Origin of the sequence: Sphingomonas sp. EC-HK361, from assembly GCF_902498785.1 — a bacterium.
Taxonomy (GTDB): Bacteria; Pseudomonadota; Alphaproteobacteria; order Sphingomonadales; family Sphingomonadaceae; genus Sphingomonas.
Window position 1 is genome coordinate 561,978 of sequence record NZ_LR701494.1, and the last position, 20,479, is coordinate 582,456.

The window sequence follows — 20,479 nt, forward strand, 5'->3', positions numbered from 1 at the left end:
CTATTCGGCGTCCGTTTCAGAACTTCTCCAGCGCTCTGGCAAGAGGTGAAGGCTTTTGAAGATCGTTCCTGCCGGTTCCGTAATCTGGTCGTAGGTTCTGGACATCGGAATGCGTTTGTTGGGCTGAACGAGCTGCAAACGGATTAGAGACTGGATCAATAGGAGTAGCAAACGCGACATCGCGTAAAAGCGTGCGAAGGCCCAGCCGCCGGGGAGATGATAGATCGGGATGGGGTCGGAGCCATGGACGATATAGTTCCGAAAGATTCTCACTAATTCGGCGGCTGCAGCTGCTCCCTTGAGTTGATACTGCTGCTCGATTTTGCCGATATCTTCAGTGAGCACCTCATCTTTAAGGCAGCAATGCCTTGCCAGCCGGTAGGAAAAAGCAAGAAGGGGCATGTCCTCTGTCCGATCGTGAAAATCGGCAAAGTGCTTTCGCGCTTGAACTGGCAGCTTGTCTTTCTTGTATTGCGCTATTTTGGTCTCTCGGATCGCGTCCTCATAAGCCATCCAGACAAAATTGAAGACGGTCAGGCCCGCCACGTATTTCGAGGCCTGTTCACGATCGTCTTCGTCGCTTTCCCAAGCCGGGCTGCACCATGCCCAAGCCTCGGAGTCATCTGTGATTGAGGGATCCGCGAACACATCGGTGATGCTCGCTGCCATTTGAAGCGGATAGCAAACTCCCGGCCAAGCCTCATAAGCACCTTCTGCGCCCGGCAGCTGGCCTTCGTGGCCAGCTGAGAGGATGACGCGCACCAGCTCGGCGATATGATCGCGCAGCGGACTGAAAGATGCGATGTTGCAATCAGGCTTTCCGCAGCTGCAGGTAAACAGTTTCGTCGCTGGATCGATCGCTGTGTATCGGAGCGTCGCGATTCCTGCCTCGTCGTACGTCAGTCGCTCCATCCCCGGCACAAAATGAAGCGATTGACGCTCCCGAGCCGTCATGGCGTCACCTATCCCCCGCGATGATCGCATCCACCACCGCGTCGATATCGTCGTCTGACAGGAAAGGGGCCTGCGCATAGATGATCGACGGCTCGCCGCTCAATCGCGCGGCGAGATGGCCTAGCCCCAGCAACTGTTCCGCACCCTTCACGCCGAGCGCAATTTCCGATGTGCCGACGCTCGCCACCTTGAGGATCAGGCGATTGCCGAGATTGTCGCGCAGCTGCATCGGCATTACATTGGCATCGGGCCGTTGGGCTGCGAAGATCAGGTGCATGCCCGCCGCGCGCGCCTTGACCCCGAGCCGCGAAACGTTGGACGTCACCGCCGACTTATACTCGTCGGTCAGCATCCATTCGGCGAATTCATCATGGACCAGAAACACATAGGGTAGCCGCTCGGAGGGCGGGACTTTGGTGTTGAACGCGCGGATGTCGCGCGCGCCATGGGTGCGGAACAGTTCGTAGCGCCGCTCCATCTCGGCTACGAGGCCTTCCATCACTTCGACCGCGCGGGTCTGGTCGACGATGACCCCGCCTTGCAGATGCGGCAACCGCTCGATCGCCGCATAGTCGACCCCCATTTTCGGATCGATGAGATAGATGTGCGCGAGATTGCTGGCATTGGTGACAGCGATATCGAGCAACAGCGCCTGGATGAGCACCGATTTGCCCGAGCCAGTCGCACCCGCGACCAGCGTATGCGGCTCGTGCTGCTGCCCGCCGGCGAAGGGACCGCCAAGGTTGAGATAGAGGATGTCGCCGTCGAGCTCCTTCAGCCCGAGCACGAACGAGGCGTTCACGCCGGCGGCGTTGCGGTTGATCTCGCGGCGCGCCCAGACATCCCAGAGCGACACGATCTGCCGCTGCGGCCGGGCAACCCCGACGACGATCTCGCCGGGAAGCGGCGACACCGAAATCAACCGCAGGCCATGGGTGGTGAGCAGTGCTGACTGACGCGCCTCGATGTCCTCGACGCGCAGCCGGTCGGACCCCATGAAGCGGATCAGCGCGGCATTGGGGGTGAGCCGGGTGCCGGTGATCTTGGCCTGGAGATTATAGCCGAGCAGCGCCGATCGCAGCTTCTGCGCGGTCGCGTCGAGCCAGCTTTGCGCCTCCGCCGATTCTTCATGCGCCTTTTCGGCGCGGGCCTGGATCAGGGCGTCGATCGAGAGACCTGACCCTGCCTGCGCTACGGGAACAGCCGGCGCTGCCACGGGCGCGGGTGCGACGGGATCGGGCGGCGGCGGGGTCACCGGCGCTGCTTGAGCACCCGCAGACGCGGTTTCGACCGGGCTGGTCACAGCCTCGACCGGCGCAGCGCTCTCCCCTGCCCCACCGCTGTTGCCTGCTGGCGGCGATGCGTCAGGTGTCGCGGCCTCGCTTTCGGTCGGTGGGGTGGCGGTTGCTGCATCCGTCGGTGCCGCAGGCTCGCTATCCGAACCCGCAGCTGCACCGCTATCGCCGGAACCGGGCGTCGGCGCCGGCTCATCGACGGTGATGCCGCCTTCGGGATCGCCTTCGTCGTCATCCTCATCATAATCATGGACGATCGGCTTGGCGGTGGCGGCGGGCGTCGCATCGACCCCGATCGACTTGGTCCATTCGACGCGCGGGGCTGGCGCGCTGAAGTGAGGCGTATCCCAGCTGCGATCCTCGCCAAGGCTCTCGCGCACGACGGCGAGCGGCGCCCGTGCTTCATAGGCTTTCAACAGCTGGCGCAGACCCTCGCGGGAGAAGGTCTCCTGCAGACCACCCTGGATCCCGGGCAATGCGTCCTGCTCGCCCGCATTGCTGCCATCGCCGGCCGGGCCGGAGATGAAGATGTGCGAATAGCCGCGCAGGTCGATCGGAACGGCGCCGCGCCGGATCCCGTCGCGCACCCGCTCGAGCAGATTGGGCTGGCCCAGGGCTGCTGTGCCGTCGAGAAGCAGGTCGGCGATGCGCGACAGCCAGAGATCGCGGTCGAGACGGCCGGGATCGCCGAACAGGGCGTCATCAATCCGCGCGACGGTCTGGCGAAGCTGGCCGCGCGACTTGCGGCTGGCTTCGGCCGCACCCGTCTGATCGACATATTTGGCTTCGGTGACGATCGCGCGCAGCCGCGGCTCGCCCTCAGCATCGGTCGAAAGGCTGAGCCCGAGAATATCGGCGATGCCCTCCTCTTTCTGACCGAGCCACTCGGCATAATCGTCGAGCAGGAACCAGGCGATCGCGGCGCTGCTGCCCATTTCCTCCGCGATCAGCGCACGGCTGAGCACGAGCCCGATAAGTTCGCCGGCAGAGACGCCGCGCTTGGCGGCGCGCAGCACGATGTCGCCCGAGATCGCGTTGGCGTCCTCGATCATCCGCTTGGCGAGCGCACCGAGCCGCGCGTCGTCGAGGCCAAGCGACAATTCGGTCAGGCGGCGCAGAACCAGAACATGCAGAATGCGCAGTTCGGAGGTCGAGGACACCACCATGTTGCGACCATGGGTGCGCTGCCGGCGATAGCGAATGACGTTGATGCCCTGTGCGGCGAGCTGGCGCTTGTCGAGCAGGTCGTCATAGGTCGCGACCCATTCGGCGAGGCCATGGACCTCCTCGAACATCGCCTTCAATCCGCCATCTTGGAACGAAATCTGGCGCGCGGGCAGATAATGTTCGTCGGGCGCGTGGGACTGGCGGCGCACAATGTTGGCGATGGCATCGACATAGGCCCAGCCGGCATCGGGCTGGCGAGGACAGGTAAGATAGCTGGTCGCCTTGAGCTCGTCCTCGGAGGTCACGCGGCGATAGGACCAGCGCGCCGGGACATGCTCGAGCAGGGTCGGATTGTCGCTGATCGCGGGCACCGGAAACCATTGTTCGCGCGCCTGGCGCGAGACGACATCGTGCAGGAAGGCGACATCGATTTCGCGGGTGTTGCCGCCGGTGGTGGTGCCGGCGTCGAGCATCACGCCGATGCGCAGCTTGGACATGAAATTGCGCGAGGTCTCGCTGACGACGACCGCGTCGGGATCGCCTTCGGAGCGTTCGAGCAACTCGGTATAGACGCGCGAGAGGCGCGAGCGGTCGCGGTGCCGCACCAGCACATTGCAATGCACCTCGTCCTGGTCCTGCACCGAGCCGAGCGCATTGACGGTCGCGAGCGGCAGACCCGCCGCATCGCAATTGTAGAGCATGATCGACAGGTTCGAGCGCTCATGCGGCTGGAGGTCGAGATAGCGTTCGAGCAAGCTACGGATCTGCCGCGCCGCCTCGGCCGGATCGACGTCGGTGGTCGCCTCGGACGGATCGCGCACCGGCCGCTCGAGCAGGCTATAGTCATTGACCGTGCTGGTCTCGGCGAGGAGCACCGCCTCGCTGCCGTCATAGCCGACCGCGATTTCAGGAAAAAGTGGATGGGCAAGTTCGTCGCGCAGATCGGCGAAGAACAGGCGCGAATCGCCGAAATTCACATCGACATCGGACAGCAGATAATCGGCCAGTCCCGCAACCGAGCGCATCTTGGCGGCGCTGGCGGCAAGGCGCAGCGGATGCCACGGCGCGACGATCGCCGATGGCGCGCCACCGACCACGGTGACGGTGCCGAGGCTGAGCAAGGGTTCCCAGAGGTCGCGGCGGTTGAGGTCGCCGACCGCATGGGCGGCGAGGGTCGAGAGCAGCGCGCCATAGGCCTCGGCCTGCGCGATCAGCGTGCCCGAGGCATAGCCCGAGCTTTGCAGGGCGGTCAGTGCGTCGGTGTAGAGCGCGGCGAACGCGGACCAGCTCGCCTCGATCGCGGCAAAGCCGGCGGCGTCGATGCGGCCGCCGTCGCGCGCGGTCCTCAGCGCCTTGGGGAAGAGCTTGGCGATATCCTCGCCTGCATTGGTGCGCGGCACCAGCGTGCCGGCATCCTGGCCGAAGGCAGGCTGTAAGGTGCCGACATCGACGAGCGACACGGATTGCAGCGCGCCTTTGCGGCTGACCGGCAGGCGCGCGACATTGCTGCGCACGAACGGGCGCTTGAGCAGCCGGCCGACATCCTTGGGCATTTCGACCCCGATGACGCCGGGTTGCCCGGTCCAGACTAGCTGCACGGTGGCGCGTTCGCCGCCGACGCTCAGCGCGATATCGAACTTAATCTGGATCGCGCCGCGCGCGGTGGACTCATTGCGGCGATATTTCTTCTGGCGCGCCTTGGCGCGGTCGAGCAGCTCTTCATAGGCGAAGAGATGCGGCACATCCCAGTCGACTGAGGGGCCGATCAGGTCTTTCAGACCGCGATAGCGCAGACCGAAGGCGAGACCGACATCGGCGTTCAGGTCGAGCCACTGGTTGCGGCTGCGGCGTGCCGACTTGATCGTGAGCTTGCGCGTACCGCCGAGCAAATTGACCTGACCGAACAAGCGTTCGATCGCCCGCAACAGTCCTTCGAGAAAATCAGTGCATTCGATCGGGCGGCCGAAAATGAACCGCTCCCATTTGACGCGGAGCGATTTGTCCTGGGCGAGATCGTCGCGGTGGGCCTCGAAGAAATCGCGATCGTCGTCGCGCGTCTCCTTGAGCGAGCGGCCCTTGAGCGCAGTTAGATAGTCGTTGTCGGCCGCGCTCAGCCGGTCGGGCAAGGTGAACTCGAAGAAGTTGATGGTCTCCTGCGCGAAGGAGGTCTTCTTCAATTTGATGCCCGAGAAGAGCTGGAGGACGCTCTCCCCTTCCCATTCGAACGCGGCGAGCGCTTCGGCTTCCGGTCCCCAGCCCGGCGCGGTGTCGATAAAGGCGTCGATCGCCGGGTGCACTTCGGCCGGGATATCCTCGCGGACCTCCTCGAACTGGCTGCGCAGCTCGTCGCTTTCGATGATCTGGCGGTTGGGCCGCTGCTTCACCAGAAGCGGCTTGCGGTCGGAGACCAATTTCTCGAACAGCTTCTTCCAGCGGCGCGGCTGTTCGCGGTCCTTGTCGCCGAGCGCCATGAAATAGCCGCTGTCACGGGGCAGGCGCAGCGCCGGCAAGGCCCAGCCGAGCGCCGCGGCTACCGGCACGGCGTCGGTTTCGATCCGCTCGCGCGTCATCGCGACATAGGTGCCGATCTGATGGAGCGTCCAGTCATCCGCGCTGTTGAGACCGCGCAGCGCCGCCTTCCACGCGGCGATCTGGGTATCGACGAGACCAAGCCCTGCAACCGCGGCGTCGACCCAGGGGTCGGGCTCCTCGGTCAGCTGCTTGGCGCCGATCAGCGTGACGTCGCCGAGCGAGGCGCCCTGGTCGTCATCGGTATTGGCGATGAGCATCGCCGGCCGATCGCATTCAAGGTTGCGGACGCGCACGGTACGCTCGTCGGTGATGACCGTTTCGGGCAGACCGAACGGCGCGACGAGGTCGCGCGGCAGCGCAATCATCAATTTGGCCGCGGTCGCGCCATCGGCAAGCAGCGCGCGGGTGATCGCGGCGACCTGTTCGCCGGTCAGCCGGTCGAGCAGATAGCGTGCGAGTTCATCCTCGGGGGTGAGGCTTTCCAGACGCAGGCGAATGGAGGTTGCGCCGGCGGCGCCAATCAGATCGGAAGGAGTCACGCGGCTTGGGCTCGCTGGAACGGGTTTTCGACATAGGCGCAGCTGTCGGACAGGCGATTCAACAGACCGAGGCTGGCGAGCCGTTCTTCCAAACGGTGCGCATTGTCGGAGAAATCTTCCTGGTCGGCGGTGCCGGCGTCGATGAACGGCCGGGCCTGGGCGTCGCCGATAATGAGGCCATAGCGCTCGTGGAGCCGGATCAAGAAATCCTTGAACTCGAGGCGCTCGCCGACACAGGCGATGACCAGTGTCTTCAACAGTCGATCGGTAGGTGCATAGCGAACGCGCCGGCTCGAGCGCCGCGACGCAAGCCCAATCGCGCGCGACCAGGTCATGTGGATCTTGCCGACATGCTGTTTGTGGCGAACCGTCGCCCGGTCGACCAGCGCATCGACAAAATCCTGCGGGTCGGTCGAGAGCTCGTCGTCGTCGCCGTCGGGCCAGCCGAACTCGCGCTTGAGGATGTCGATCGCATTGAGCGTCGGATCGTCCGACGCCAGCGCCTCGGTCCAGACATCGGTCGCGGTGACGCGGCGCACGAAATGCTCGATCGCTTGCTGCGGCAGTATGTTGTTGTGCTGATAGCTGTCGGCCGAGAGGTCGCGCACCACCGATTTGCGCGGCGAGACGATCTCGCAGACGAGGCTGATCGGCGGCCGGTCGAGCAACTCGCGCGCGCGGTCGAGCTGATAGAGGATGAGATTGAGCCCGGTCATGGTGACGAGATGCGGGATCGCGTCATGCGCCGGAATCGGCAGGTTGAGGATTGCAAGCCAGTCGGCGGCGAGCCGGTCGAAGATCGGATGGCTCGAACAGGGCAGATAGGCGCCGGCGCGTTCGGCCTTGGCGAGCTGCCGCTCGCCCTGCAGGGCATGCGCCATGCTGTCATAGGGCACCGGGCTTTCCAGAAAGCGCGTGACGAGCAGGTTGCGCAGCGCATCGGCATGCTGGCTGCGGCTGAGCATGAGATAGAGGAGTTCGCCCGAGCGCGCGAAGAAGCGGCGGTCGTTCGAGACACTGCCGCTCGGCTTTACATTGACGTCTTCGTAGAGCGCGTGCGGACCGAACGGGAACACGAATTTCGAACTCCAGCGCTTGTTGCTGGTGCCCTCGATCGCCGAACCCTGGAGGAAGCTCAGCACGGCGGCGAAATCGTCGAAGCTCTCGAACCGGTCGCGCAAATAGGCGAAGTTGCGATCCTCGATCCCGCCGGCGGTGTCGGCCATTTTCTCGAGCCAGCTGGCCCAGGCCGCCTCGTCCGAGCGGGCCTCGGCGCGCACCGTCATCACATGCGGATTATTGAAGACCAGGTTGCGCAGCCGCAGCTGCAGCTGCGGCTTGTAGGAGAGGCTGTTGAGCCGCTCCTCCCTGAGCGCCCGTCCCTCGCGATGCTCGGCGAGCAGCACGGTCATAAACTCGAGGAAGATCAGCCAGGGCGCCTGTTCGTCGTGCAAGCGATGGCCCCAAATCGCTTCGTCGATCCAGAAGGCGGGACCAGCGCGATCCTCGAACTCGGTGGGGCGGGCAAGGATTTCCATTATCAGACTCGCACAATCACGCGGCGCGGTTGCGCGCGGCCGTCGGCACTCAGCTCGATGAAGCGCAGCACCAGTTCGCCCTCGGCGGCTTCGTCGTCGCCATCGAGCTTGCGGCGGGTTTCAGTCTCGCGCAGCAGCCGCGCCTTGAACGCCAGCAAATCCTCATGGCATTCGAGCGAGAAGCTGCTGGGCAACGCGCCTTCGGCGACGCGGCCGAGAAATTCGAAGCGGGTTGGCGAGAGCGACAGGAATACCGGCGGGATTTCGCTGCCGCGCACCAGCTTGACCGAGACGCCGAACGATCCCTCGCTCTTGTCGGCGACTATGCTGACTTCCTCGCCGCCTGAGCGGGGGACCGAGATCAGCTCGTCGAGCAGCGGGCTGCGCTTCGACTGTGAATAGCTGCCAGAGGTCGCGAGCACGAGTTCGTCCTGGTTCTGGACCAGCATGCCGGTGAAGATGCGGTTGAGGCCGCGCACCACCATGTTGAGCGCGGCGCGCGGCACCGGCTGCTTCGCGGCGACCTTCTCGGCGACCTCGAGATAGAGACCGGCGTAGCGGAACACGGTCAGATCCCACAGATCATAGTCTGCCGCCTTGTCCGCGGGCATGGTGAAGAAGAGGCGCTGACGCTGGGCGCGCAAGGCGCCCAGAAAGCTTGCCCGGTCGCCATCGTCAGTGCCTTCGAGATAACCGCGCTGCGCGTTGGTATAGGCCGGTGTCGCGCCATAGACAGGATCGCCAAGTACGAGCGCGTTATAGTCGGCGGCATATGCCGGATCGTCGGCGCCATAGACCAAAAGATTGTCGACCCGGTTGCTGGTCTCGGCACCGATGCCGAAGGCGTTAAGCTTGCGGAACAGCTCGGTTTTCTCGGCCTTACTGGGCTTTAAATTTTCACCGAAGATGTTCCGGTAGATCGACGCGCGATCGGCGTGTCCCGACGCTTGGATGCCCGCCACATCGTTGCAGCTCATCAGACCGTCGCGCGCCTCGGGATGGCCGAGAATGGCATTGGCAACGAGCGCGAGCAGCTGGCGCACCGGAAAATGGCTGCCGTTGCGCTCGCTAAGCTCGATAAGCGCGGTCAGCCGGTGCTTGAAGGGATCGTTGGGGCCATCGCCGATCAGCCGGCGCCGATTTTCAAAGATCGGACAGCTGCCGTCGCTGCTGGCACCGCATTCACCACACCCTTCCCAGCCCTCATGGTCGGTGACTTCCTCTATGATCGTCATTGCCATTTCGGCGGCGGGCGACCGGCTAAGATCGGTCAATTCGAGCGCGATGCCGGAATCGGCACTGGCGCCGGTGACGAGCAGATCCTCAACCACCTTGCTGACCCGGACCACCGCGTCGTTTGCCGGCGCCGATTTGAGCTTTTCGAGCAGCTGGCCGTGATTGGCCGCGAACAGATAGAAAGTGTCGGTCGCGGGATTAGCGACATCCTGCGCAAACTCAACGATGAGATTATTGCTCTCATCGTCACGGAGCTCGCTTAGATCCTTGACGATGACGAGCGTGCGCGCACCCACTGCGAGCCGCTGGACCTTGTCGCCGTGGTTCCAGGCCGTGACATCCCCGCCGAGCTCGGTCCAGACTTCGCGGCAGTGATAGGTTTTGCCGTCGCCGGCGGTACCGGTGATGATGTGCGAAATCGGCGCATCGCCGCGAAACATCGCGACAAGGCGGTCGCGCAGCGGCGCAGGCAAGGTGATCGGTCGAATCTTGTGGCGGCGCAGCGCGCGTTGGATCGACTCGTCATACATATTGTCGTTGGTCGGGATGGGTCCGTAGTTGCGTAGAAACCGCACCCATGCCGCCGCCGTTGAATTCACTGACAAGTTCGACCCCGACATTACGACGTGTTGCGATCAACGTGCGATTTGCGGAGGCCTAGGTCAACGACGAGCGCGCCACCGCCTTCGCCTCATAGGCGATTCGCGCGACAGGACTCGCGGAGGCTGCGAGCGCGATCGCCCTTGCAGCGCGATGCACGTCGGCAAGGCGCTGGTGAAATTATCGATGCCGCGATTCGCCTCCGCTCTACCAAGGCACAAAGCTGTCTGTTGCCGTCTACTGACGCTCCAACGTTTTCCTGACGATCCCTCAGGCCGTATAATCGTTCCGGAAGGGGCTATCCTGCTTGGAGCAGTTCATGGCCAAAGATGCTCACACACCCACGCGCCTCATCCGGCTGCCTGAAGTTAAACTCCGGACTGGTCTCGCCCGATCATCCATCTACCGCATGATGGAGCACGGCGGTTTCCCACGACCTCGGAAGCTCGGGCCACGGGCCGTCGCCTGGTTAGTGAGTGACATCGATCATTGGATCGACAGCCGGCCTGCAAAGCCGAGCGTTTGAGGGTGCAGCGAAGAGCAGAGCTGGCGTAAGGTCGGCGGATACGGAGAACAGCGTGGCAGACTCATCTGACAGCTTGAACGGCTCTCGACTCCCCCTTCAGGGGAGCGTGTTACCTAGTATGTTACCTAGAGCCATCCGGGCGAGGGATGGTCCCTGCTAACCCCTTGAAAAATGGCGCGCCCGGAACGATTCGAACGTCCGACCCTCAGATTCGTAGTCTGATGCTCTATCCAGCTGAGCTACGGGCGCTTGGGAGTGGCGCTGATATAAGGGGCTTTCGGATTGCGCAAGTGCGTTGCGCCAAGAATCTTCGCCGCCTACACGAGAGCACGATGAAAGTGTCGCTCTCCGCCGTCAGCCTTGCGCTCGCGCTCTGCGCCTGCGCGACCCCGGAAACGACGGGCTACCCCTCGCTTGCGCCGCGTCCGGTCGAGAAGCTCGGATTTGCCGAACCCGCCGCGCCCGAGGCGAAGCCCGTCGTGGCCGACCCTGCGCTCGATGCTGCGATTGCCGCGGCGCGGGCAAAGCTCGCGAGCGGCAAGACCGCGTTTGACGCGGCGGCAGACCGCGCCGGCTCTGCTGCGCGCACGGCGAAGGGCGCGGCGGCCGGCAGCGAGCCGTGGATCGAAGCGCAGACGCGGCTTGCAACGCTCGATTCGCTGCGCGCCGACACATCGCTGGTCGTCACCGATCTGGAACAGCAGGCGATCGTGCGCGCGACGGCGCTGGAGCCGGCCTATCCGGCGCTGGAAACCCTGCGCGGCGAAGCAGCCGCACAAGCCGACGACCAGGCGAAGCGGATCGCCACGTTGCAGGCGCAACTCGCGCCGCTCTGACGCACCTCAGCGCGGCCGCGTGATGCGGTAGGTGATGTGGGCGCGCAGCGGGTCGTCGAGGGCGAGATCGGGGTGATCAAAGTCGCCGGCCGGATCACGGACCATGCCGAGCCGCTCCATCAAACCCCAACTGCGTGCATTTGCAGGGACCGTGATCGCGGCAATCGCAGGCACATCGAGATTCGCCCAGCCCCATGCGAGACTGGCCTCCGCCGCCTCGCGGGCATAGCCCTGCCCCCATGCGTCGCGCGCCAGCCGCCAGCCAATCTCCGTTTCGCCCACGATCGGCGGCTTGGCGGGCTTCAATCCACAAAAGCCGATAAAGGCCGCGTCCTCATTCCGTTCAAGCGCCCAAAAGCAGTAGCCATACTCCGCTTGGCAAGCGGTCATCCTCTGGCGCGCCGATCGGACATCGGCGAGCGTCGTCGGCGGGCCAAGAAAGCGCATCACCTCAGCATCTTGCCCCATCGCGAAAAAGGACGCGTCGTCGCTCTCGCGCCAGGGCCGCAGGATCAGCCGCGCGGTTTCGATCACGCGCCGAGCAGCCGCGCCGCATGAAGCGCGTGGTAAGTCAGCACGCCCGAGCAGCCAGCGCGTTTGAACGCCATCAGCGTTTCCAGCACCAGCGCATCGCGTTCGCCTGCTCCTGCCGCGACCGAAGCCTCCAGCATCGCGTATTCGCCGGAGACCTGATAGGCGAATACAGGCACTTCAAAGGCGTTCTTCACGCGCAGAATGATATCGAGATAGGGTAGCCCGGGCTTGACCATGACGCTGTCAGCGCCCTCGGCGAGATCGAGCGCGACCTCGCGCAGTGCTTCCTCGGCATTGGCCGGGTCCATCTGATAGGTGCGCTTGTCACCTTTCAGCAGCCCGCGACTGCCGACGGCATCGCGGAACGGCCCGTAAAAGCCGGAGGCATATTTCGCTGCATAGGCCATGATCTGCACGTTCACATGCCCGCTCTCTTCCAGCGCCTCGCGGATCAGCCCGACGCGGCCGTCCATCATGTCACTGGGTGCGATGATGTCGGCACCGGCCTCGGCCTGGTTGAGCGCCTGACCGATCAGGACGTCGGCAGTCGCATCGTTCATCACATAGCCGGTGTCGTCGACCAGCCCGTCATGCCCGTGGCTGGTATAGGGATCGAGCGCGACGTCGGTCAGCACGCCGACCTCAGGCACCGAGTCTTTCAGGGCGCGGATCGCGCGGCACATCAGATTGTCGGGATTGAGCGCCTCCGCTCCGTCAGCGCTGCGCAAGGCGTGCGGCGTATTGGGAAACAGCGCGATGCACGGGATGCCCGCGTCGCGCGCCTCCTTCGCGCGTGCGACGATGCCATCGACCGACCAGCGCGAGACGCCCGGCAGGCTCGCGATCGGCTCCTCGATTCCTTCCCCTTCCGCGATGAACAGCGGCCAGATGAGGTCGGCGGGAGTGAGGACGGTTTCGCCGTGGAGTCGACGGCTCCACGCGGCAGAGCGGGTACGGCGAAGGCGGAGCGCGGGGTAGGTTGCGGACATGCGCCATCTTTTGCGCCCCGTCCCCGCGGCTCGCAAGCGTTACGGAAGCGAAACCGCCATTCGTGCGTTGAGCGCCGCGATGCCCGAAACTCCACAAGCAATCCGATCGGCGGCGATGATCGTCAACGCGAAGTCCCGCAAAGGACAGCGCCTCTTCAAAAGAGCCTGCAAGCGTCTGGACGCACTACCCTTTCCGGTCGAGGCACGCGCGGTCGACGATCCCAGGAAGCTCGTTCCCACCATCAAGGCCTTGATGGCGAAGCAGCCCGACCTGATGATCCTTGGCGGCGGCGACGGGACGGTCAGCGGGCTCGTCGATTATCTGGTGGGGACGGAGACGATCCTCGGCGTCCTGCCGCTCGGCACCGCGAACAGCTTCGCGCGCACCCTCGGCATTCCGCTCGACATCAACGGCGCGATCGAGGTGCTGCGGACCGGGGCGCCGAAGCGAATCGATCTCGGCATGATCGACAAGGATTATTTCGCGAACTGCGCCGCAATGGGGATCAGCCCGCAGATCGCGGAGACGGTGCCGCACGGGTTGAAGAAGGTGCTTGGCCGCGTCGGGTATCTCGGCTGGGCTGGCGTGCAATTCGCGAAGTTCAAACCCTTCACGCTGATCGTCGGCGAGGGCGAAAGCGCAGAGCGGCTGAAGGTCGTCGAGGTGCGAATCTCGAACGGCCCCTTCCACGGCGGCACCGAACTGGTCGATGAGGCCGCGGTCGATTCGGGCGAGATCATCGTCCAGGCGGTGCGGGGCCATGTGAAAAGCACGCTCATCAAGAACTGGGCGGCGAGTGTTCTTCGGCACGAGGCAAGGCACGAGGACACCGTTTCTTTCCGCGGGCGCGAGCTCAAGATCGCGACGATCCCGCCGCTGCCGATCTCGATCGACGGCGAGGTGCTGGCCCACACGCCCGTCACCGCAAAGATCGCGGCCGGCGTGATCCGGGTGATGGCGCCGGTCGGCGCCTAGCCCGCGGGCTTGAGTGTCCCTGCGGGTTCGAGTGTCGCGTGCGCCTGGTCCTGCGCTTCATGCTCGTGCGGGACGACGAGCCGCCCCTTCCGCCACGGCCCGAGGCGATAATACAGCCCGGCAAGGATCAGCGTCGTCGCCGAACCGGCGGGAAAACTCCACCACAACGCATCGGCGCCCAGTGCGGGCTTGAGCGCCAGGGCGATGCCGAGCCGCACCGGAAACATCGCGATTGCCAGGCTGACGAGCGGCCCCCACACCGCGCCGTTCGCGCGGACGATGCCGAACAACACCATCGTCGCGCCGAACAGGATGAACCCCCAGGTCGCGATGTAGCTGATATGCTGCGCGATCGGCAGTGCGGCGCTGCTTTCGGCCACGAACAGACCCAGGATCGTGCGGTCGAACCACAGGACGACCCCGACCATCACACCCGTCAACGCGACGTTGAGGATCAGTCCCGATCGGGTGATCCGCGATACCCGGTCCCACCGCCCTGCCCCGATATTCTGCGCCGCCATCGCGCTGACCGCGGCACCGATCGCCATCGCCGGCATCTGGACATAGGCCCATAGCTGCTGGGTAATGCCGTAGGCGGCGGTCGTATCCACCCCATTGCGGTTGACGAGGCCCACCATTGCGAGGCCCGCGGTAGAGATCACCAGCATCTGCGCACCGATCGGCAGGCCCTTGGCGACGATCAGCTTCGTCAGATCGGCCGAGGGGAGGATGTAGCGATGTTCACCCCCGCGCAGACGCAGCGGCAGGTCGCGCAGGCGAATGTAGAGCGCGAGCGCGGACACCGCGACGACATTGGCGATCAGCGTCGCGGTCGCCGATCCCGCAATCCCCATTTTTGGCGCGGGGCCGAGGCCGAGGATGAAGACGGGGTTGAGCCCGCTGTCGAGCACCACCGACAGCCCCATGAACCACAAAGGCGTCAGCGAATCACCCGTCCCGCGCAGCCCCATGAACATCAGGACGAGAATCATCGATGCGGGCAACCCGAGGAAGATGACGCGCAGATACGCCTCCGCCTGCGCCAGCGCTTCCGGCGGGGTCGCGAGCGCCTTCAGTATCCCCGGCGCGAACGCCCAGCCGGCAAAGCCGACGACGATCGATGCGCCGAGCACGAGCCCGATCGCCGACCCGAACGCGCGCCGTGCACCATCGACATCGCGGCGGCCCCAGCTTTGCCCGACAAGGATCGTCGCGGCCATGCCGAACCCGAAGACCGCACCGAACATCAGGAACATAATGATGTTCGCATTGGACGTCGCCGCGAGCGCGCCTTCGCCGAGGAAGCGCCCCACCCAGATCGCGTTGATCGAGCCGTTCAGCGACTGGAGAATGTTCGAGCCGAGCGTGGGAAGCGCAAACGCGATGAGCGTACTGCCGATCGGTCCGGCGGTCAGGTCTCGCTGGCCGGGGCGGGAGCGCTCGCGCGGAGGAACGTCGCTATCGGATGCCATCGCTGCGCTACCCCGTCATGCCGGACGTGTTCCGGCATCCGTCGTGCCGCGTCGCTCTTCGCTTTGCCTGTGCCGCAGCGTGAACCCCGGAACAAGTCCGGGGTGACGACGTGAGGTCAGCCGAGCCGCGCCAGCGCAGCCGTCAATCGCTCCGCCTCCGCGGACTTCTCGGCATGATCGGCCTTTGCCTTCTCCACCGCCTCCGGCTTGGCGCGCTCGACGAAGCTGGCGTTGTTGAGGCGACCTGCGAGGCTATCGCGTTCTTTCTCAGCGGCGGCGATGGCCTTGGTCAAGCGGGCGCGTTCAGCGTCGAGATCGACCGTGCCCTCGAGTGCGATGAAGTAGGTATCCTCGCCAACCACGAACTGCACGCCGCTGCCAAGCAATGGACTTTCGCCTAGCCGGCTTTCGCGCTCGCCGGATTTGAGATCGAAGCGCATGCCTGTGTTAAGGAAGGTTATCACGTCCACGCGGCCCATCCGGTTTATCGTCGTGCGATGCCGGTCGAATACGTCGATCAAGTCGCTCGGATAGGTCGCGGGATCGGCGCTTCCCGCTACCGTCTGTTGCCCGAGAACATACAGCGCGGGCCGTGCGCCCGGCGGAACGTTGACCTCCGCCCGCACTTCGCGCTGCGTGCTGAGGAAGTCGATCAGCCAACCGACTTCCCTTTCAGCCTCGGGATCGATCGCGCGCGCGTCGGCCATCGGCCATTGCGCGACGATGAGGTCGTGCTCTCGCGAAGCAAGCGCGTGCCACAGTTCTTCGGTGATGAAGGGCATGAACGGGTGGAGGATGACGAGAATCTGGTCGAGGACCCAGCCCGCGACGACCTTCGACTCCGCGTCGATCTCGGCTTTCACGTCGGCGTTGAAGGCGGGCTTGATGAGTTCGAGATACCAGTCGCAGAAGCGGCTCCAGACGAACTGGTAGATCGCGTTCGCCGCGCCGTCGAACCGATAGTCGGCGAGCGCGAGATCGACCGCCTGGACGGTGCGGATCGTCTCGGCGATGATCCACTTGTTGACCGCGAGCGTCGCAGCGGGCGGTTCGAGCGTCGTCGATCCGCCGATGCCGTTTGCTTGCGCGAACCGCGCGGCGTTCCACAGCTTCGTCGCGAAGTTGCGATACCCCTCGACCCGCTTCTCATCCATCTTGATGTCGCGACCCTGGCTCTCCATCGCCGCCATGAAGAAGCGCAGCGCGTCGGCGCCGTAGGTGTCGATCAGGCCCAGCGGATCGACGGTGTTGCCCTTCGATTTCGACATCTTCTGCCCATCCGCCGCACGGACAAGACCATGAAGATACAGAGTCTTGAACGGCACATCTTTCATGAAGTGCAAGCCCTGCATCATCATGCGGGCGTCCCAGAAGAACAGGATGTCGAAGCCGGAGATGAGCACATCGTTGGGGTAGCGGCCGGCGAGTTGGGGCGTGCGGTTTGGGAAACCCCAGCTCCCTTTGCCGTTTGTGCTGAGCGAAGTCGAAGCACTTGTCTCGGGCGTATCGCCTGTGGCCTGCCCTTCGACTTCGCTCAGGGCCAACGGAGACTGGGAGCCCTCCCATCCCAGCGTCGCGAAGGGCCAGAGGGCGGAGGAGAACCAGGTGTCGAGGACGTCGTCGTCCTGAACGAGGTAAACCTCGTCATTCGTTGCTCGAGGGAAATTTCGTGTGTGGTCGACTTTCACGGCAAATCTGTCACCATAGAAGGCGGCCGCAGATGCTATGGCCTCAGCCTCGGAGATCGCCACGAAGATTTGGCTCGCGAGCGCTGGCCGCTCAGTAAATGTGCCATCCGCATGAAACGTCATGTCGATATGGCTCGCCAGACCAACCTCGTCTCTGGCCGGCCCGAACCAAGCCGGTATCCGGTGCCCCCACCACAATTGCCGCGACACGCACCAGGGCTGGATGTTCTCCATCCAGTTGAAGAACGTCTTTTCCCACGTCTTCGGCACGATCCGGATCGCGCCCGATTTCACCGCTTCGATCGCGGGTTTCGCGAGCGTTGCGGCATCGACATACCATTGGTCGGTCAACCAAGGCTCGATCACCACGCCCGATCGGTCGCCATAAGGCGTCTGGATCGTGCGATCCTCGACGCGTTCCAGCACGCCGTCCGCCTCCAGCCCCGCGACGACGGCCTTGCGTGCCTCGAACCGGTCGAGGCCAAGCAGATCGGCCGGGATCAGCCCGTCCGCCGTCTGCGTCACCGCCCCCTTGGCGTCGAGCATGTTGAGCATGTCGCGCGCCTCGATCCCGGCGCGCCGGCCGACCTCGAAGTCGTTGAAATCATGCCCCGGCGTGATCTTCACCGCGCCCGAGCCGAGTTCGGGATCGGCATGCTCGTCCGCCACGATCGGGATCAGCCGCCCGGTGATCGGCAGCCGCACCCGCTTGCCGATCAGCGCGGTGTAGCGCGCGTCCTCCGGGTTCACCGCGACCGCCATGTCGGCGAGCATCGTCTCCGGCCTCGTCGTCGCGACCGAAATGGCGCCGCTGCCGTCCTCAAGCGGATAGCTGAAGTGCCAGAACTTGCCCTGCACCTCGCGTGTCTCGACCTCCAGATCGCTGATAGCGGTGCCAAGGCCGGGGTCCCAGTTCACCAGCCGCTTGTCGCGGTAGAGCAGGCCCTGGTTGTAGAGATCGACAAAGACCTTGAGGACCGCCTTCGAAAAGCCCTCGTCCATCGTGAAGCGCTCGTTCGCCCAGTCCATCGAGCAGCCGAGCCGGCGGAGCTGGCGGGTGATCTCGCCGCCGCTCTCGCGCTTCCAATCCCACACCTTCGCGACGAAATCCTCGCGGGAATAGTTGGTGCGCTTGTCTTGGGCGGCGGCCATCTGCCGCTCGACGACCATCTGCGTCGCGATCCCGGCATGATCGGTGCCGACGACCCACAGCGCATCCTTGCCCTTCAGCCGCGCGTGGCGGGTGAGGATGTCCTGCAGCGTATTGTCGAGCGCGTGGCCGATATGGAGCGAGCCGGTGACATTGGGCGGTGGGTTGACGATCGTCCACGGCTCCGCGCCAGGGCGGTCGGGGCGAAACTGGCCGGTTTCCTCCCAATGCGCGTACCAGCGCGATTCGATTGCCGAGGGGTCGAAGGTCTTGGGGAGTTCGGTCATGGCCGGGCTTTAGCCACACCACAGCGCTAGCCGCAATGTCCTCCCGCGAAGGCGGGAGCCCAGTCTGGGTCCCCGCCTTCGCGGGGACACATCATTGAGCAGCGCCGTCCTTCCCCGTCCACCGATCCATCCACCCCAGCACCTCGCCATACCATTGGCGGCTGTTCTTCGGCTTCAGCACCCAGTGGTTCTCGCCCGGGTTCACCACCAGCCGCGAGGGAATCCCGCGCCGCTGGAGCGCCGTGAACGCCGCGATCCCCTGGGTGTAGGGGATGCGGAAGTCCTTCTCGCCGGTGATGACGAGCATCGGCGTCTTCCACTGCGCGACGTAATTGACCGGGTTCCACTTCTCGAACGCTTGCGGGTCCTCGAAATAGGCCTTGCCGCCATGTTCCCATTCGTCGAACCACAGCTCTTCGGTCTCATAGGCCATCGCGCGCGCATCGAAGACGCCGTCATGCTGGACGATGCACTTGAACCGATCGGGCCACTGACCTTCGAACCAGTTCATCATATAGCCGCCATAGGACGCGCCGAGCGCGCAAGCGTTGTCCGCGTCGAGCCAGGCGAACTTGTCCGTCGCCGCCTTCAATCCCTTTTGCAGGTCCTCGAGCGGCCAGCCGCCCCAATTGTTGCGGATCGCGTCGGTGAAGGCCTGGCCGTAGCCGGTGCTCCCGTGGAAATCGACCGCGACGAGCCCATAGCCGGCGCCCGCGAACACCGCGGGGTTCCAGCGATAGGACCAGCTGTTGTTCGAGGAACCCTGCGGCCCGCCGTGGACCATATAGGCGATAGGCACCTTGCCAGCGCTGCCCGCAGGCTTCACCGCATAGCCCCAGACGGTATCGTTGTTCGCGCCCTTGAAGTTGAAGCGCGTGACCGTCGGCATGTCGATGCCCGCGAGCTTGGCGGCATTGACCTTCGTAAGCCGCTTCGGCGCGCCCTTGCCCGCCACCATGTAGAAGTCGTCCGGCGCGGTGAGGCTGTTCATCGCGATGACGACCCCCTTGGGGGTCGGCACGACGGCCGAGACACTGCCTTCCTTCGTCAGCCGCGCGACCCTGCCGCTCGCCGGATCGACCGACCAGAGCGGCGTTTCCTGCGTGTCCTCGGCCGTCACGTAGATGCGTTTCGAATCGGGCGCCCAGGCGATCGATCCGACCGAGCGATCCCAGCTTTCGGTCAGCGCGCGCACCTGCCCGCTCGCCAGATCGCGGAGCATCAGTACCTGACGATCGGCTTCATAGGTCGGGCGCTTCATCGCGAACCAGGCGAGGTATTTCCCGTCGGGCGATACGGTCGGCAGATTGTCCATCCCGTCATTCGCGTCGGTCAGGTTCACCGGCGGCGACGATCCATCGGCGGGCGCTGCGAAGATGTCGAGGTTGGTCGAGGTCGGCTCGATCCGTCCTGCCTCGCGCAGCGCAAAATAGACGGTCTTGCCGTCCGCGCTCCAGTTTACTTCCTCGCCGCCGCCAAAGGGCTTGGACGGCGTATCGCCGACAAGCTTGCCTTCGATCGGGACGCCGTTGCCGGCCGCGCCCGCGGCGCTCAGCGGCAGCACGAACAGCTGCGACCGCGTGCCGTCCGCCCAGGTGTCCCAGTGACGCACGAACAGCTGGTCATAGGTCCGCGCCGCGCCCGCATTCGGATCCTTCTTCGTGGCGGCTGGCTCAAGGCTCGGCGCGCCGGGAAGGCGATCAGCCCAGACGAGCAGCTTGTCACTGGCGGGCGACACCTTGAACCCGCCGAAACCGCCCTTGAAGTCGGTGACGCGGTGCGCGTTCGCGCCGTCCAGCCCCACCGCCCACACCGCATCATCGCCGCCCTTGTCCGACTGGAAATAGACGGTCGAGCCGACGATCTGCGGGCTCGTCTCGTTGACATCCGCATCGGCGACGAGCTTTTCCGGTGCCGCGCCCTTGCGGGTCAGGTCGAGCCGCCAGAGGTCGAACCGTCCCTTGTCCGCGGCAAGATCGGTTTCGCGCTGTTGCCACACAAGCCAGCGGCCGTCCGGTGATGCAGCAGGCGCCCCGACGCGGCTCAGCGCGATCACGTCATCGATAGTAAGTTGCCGGGCGGAAGCAGGCACGGCGGCGGTGGCGAGCGCGGTGAGGCTCGCGGTCAGAAGCATCTTCATGATGCGGGTTAGAGCAGATC

The 20,479-nt window shown here is 64.7% G+C and carries 12 protein-coding genes and 1 tRNA gene; 3 read left to right on the forward strand and 10 right to left on the reverse strand.

What is annotated here, in order from left to right:
* The 4 genes from BOS5A_RS09960 to BOS5A_RS09975 are packed head-to-tail and all read right to left on the reverse strand — an operon-like array spanning position 1 to position 9,836.
* Positions 1 to 954, reverse strand: coding sequence for a hypothetical protein (locus BOS5A_RS09960; protein ID WP_151954981.1), 954 nt, complete (start codon positions 952 to 954; stop codon positions 1 to 3).
* Positions 955 to 958: 4 nt separating this feature from the next.
* The gene (locus BOS5A_RS09965; protein WP_151954982.1) at positions 959 to 6,487 is read right to left on the reverse strand and encodes an FtsK/SpoIIIE domain-containing protein; all 5,529 of its coding nucleotides are present in this window, start codon (positions 6,485 to 6,487) and stop codon (positions 959 to 961) included.
* The gene (locus tag BOS5A_RS09970; RefSeq protein WP_151954983.1) at positions 6,484 to 8,025 is read right to left on the reverse strand and encodes a hypothetical protein; all 1,542 of its coding nucleotides are present in this window, start codon (positions 8,023 to 8,025) and stop codon (positions 6,484 to 6,486) included. Before BOS5A_RS09970 ends, BOS5A_RS09965 begins: the two co-directional genes overlap by 4 nt.
* Positions 8,026 to 8,027: 2 nt before the next feature.
* Positions 8,028 to 9,836, reverse strand: coding sequence for a hypothetical protein (locus tag BOS5A_RS09975; RefSeq protein WP_199857325.1), 1,809 nt, complete (start codon positions 9,834 to 9,836; stop codon positions 8,028 to 8,030).
* A gap of 344 nt (positions 9,837 to 10,180) precedes the next feature.
* Here BOS5A_RS09975 and BOS5A_RS09980 point away from each other — a divergent pair, with 344 nt between their 5' ends.
* Entirely contained in the window at positions 10,181 to 10,387 is a 207-nt protein-coding gene (locus BOS5A_RS09980) for a helix-turn-helix transcriptional regulator (RefSeq protein WP_151954984.1), read from the forward strand.
* A 172-nt stretch (positions 10,388 to 10,559) separates the two neighbouring features.
* On the opposite strand, the gene BOS5A_RS09985 is transcribed toward BOS5A_RS09980, so the two are convergent.
* Positions 10,560 to 10,636 (reverse strand) — tRNA-Arg (locus BOS5A_RS09985).
* Between the two features lie 83 nt (positions 10,637 to 10,719).
* Between BOS5A_RS09985 and BOS5A_RS09990 the strand changes: the two genes are divergently transcribed.
* On the forward strand, positions 10,720 to 11,223 hold the full coding sequence (locus BOS5A_RS09990) for a hypothetical protein (RefSeq protein WP_151954985.1): 504 nt from the start codon (positions 10,720 to 10,722) through the stop codon (positions 11,221 to 11,223).
* 6 nt (positions 11,224 to 11,229) lie between these two features.
* Here BOS5A_RS09990 and BOS5A_RS09995 read toward each other — a convergent pair whose 3' ends face one another.
* Together BOS5A_RS09995 and hemB are read right to left on the reverse strand one after the other, a co-directional pair.
* A complete protein-coding gene (locus tag BOS5A_RS09995) occupies positions 11,230 to 11,757 on the reverse strand; it encodes a GNAT family N-acetyltransferase (RefSeq protein ID WP_151954986.1) in 528 nt (175 codons plus the stop codon).
* Complete coding sequence (gene hemB, locus BOS5A_RS10000; RefSeq protein ID WP_151954987.1) at positions 11,754 to 12,746, reverse strand: porphobilinogen synthase; 993 nt, start codon at positions 12,744 to 12,746, stop codon at positions 11,754 to 11,756. Before hemB ends, BOS5A_RS09995 begins: the two co-directional genes overlap by 4 nt.
* 79 nt (positions 12,747 to 12,825) lie before the next feature.
* Between hemB and BOS5A_RS10005 the strand changes: the two genes are divergently transcribed.
* Positions 12,826 to 13,722 (forward strand): diacylglycerol/lipid kinase family protein, encoded by an 897-nt coding sequence (locus BOS5A_RS10005; protein ID WP_234419295.1) that lies wholly within the window; start codon positions 12,826 to 12,828, stop codon positions 13,720 to 13,722.
* Here BOS5A_RS10005 and BOS5A_RS10010 read toward each other — a convergent pair.
* From BOS5A_RS10010 to BOS5A_RS10020, 3 genes are all read right to left on the reverse strand, one after another.
* A complete protein-coding gene (locus BOS5A_RS10010; RefSeq protein ID WP_151954989.1) occupies positions 13,719 to 15,194 on the reverse strand; it encodes an MATE family efflux transporter in 1,476 nt (491 codons plus the stop codon). The genes BOS5A_RS10005 and BOS5A_RS10010 overlap by 4 nt on opposite strands.
* A gap of 116 nt (positions 15,195 to 15,310) precedes the next feature.
* Positions 15,311 to 18,319: a valine--tRNA ligase gene (locus tag BOS5A_RS10015; RefSeq protein ID WP_151954990.1), complete on the reverse strand. Its 3,009-nt coding sequence runs from the start codon at positions 18,317 to 18,319 to the stop codon at positions 15,311 to 15,313.
* A gap of 91 nt (positions 18,320 to 18,410) precedes the next feature.
* Positions 18,411 to 20,459: a S9 family peptidase gene (locus tag BOS5A_RS10020; protein ID WP_151954991.1), complete on the reverse strand. Its 2,049-nt coding sequence runs from the start codon at positions 20,457 to 20,459 to the stop codon at positions 18,411 to 18,413.
* Positions 20,460 to 20,479: the final 20 nt, after the last annotated feature.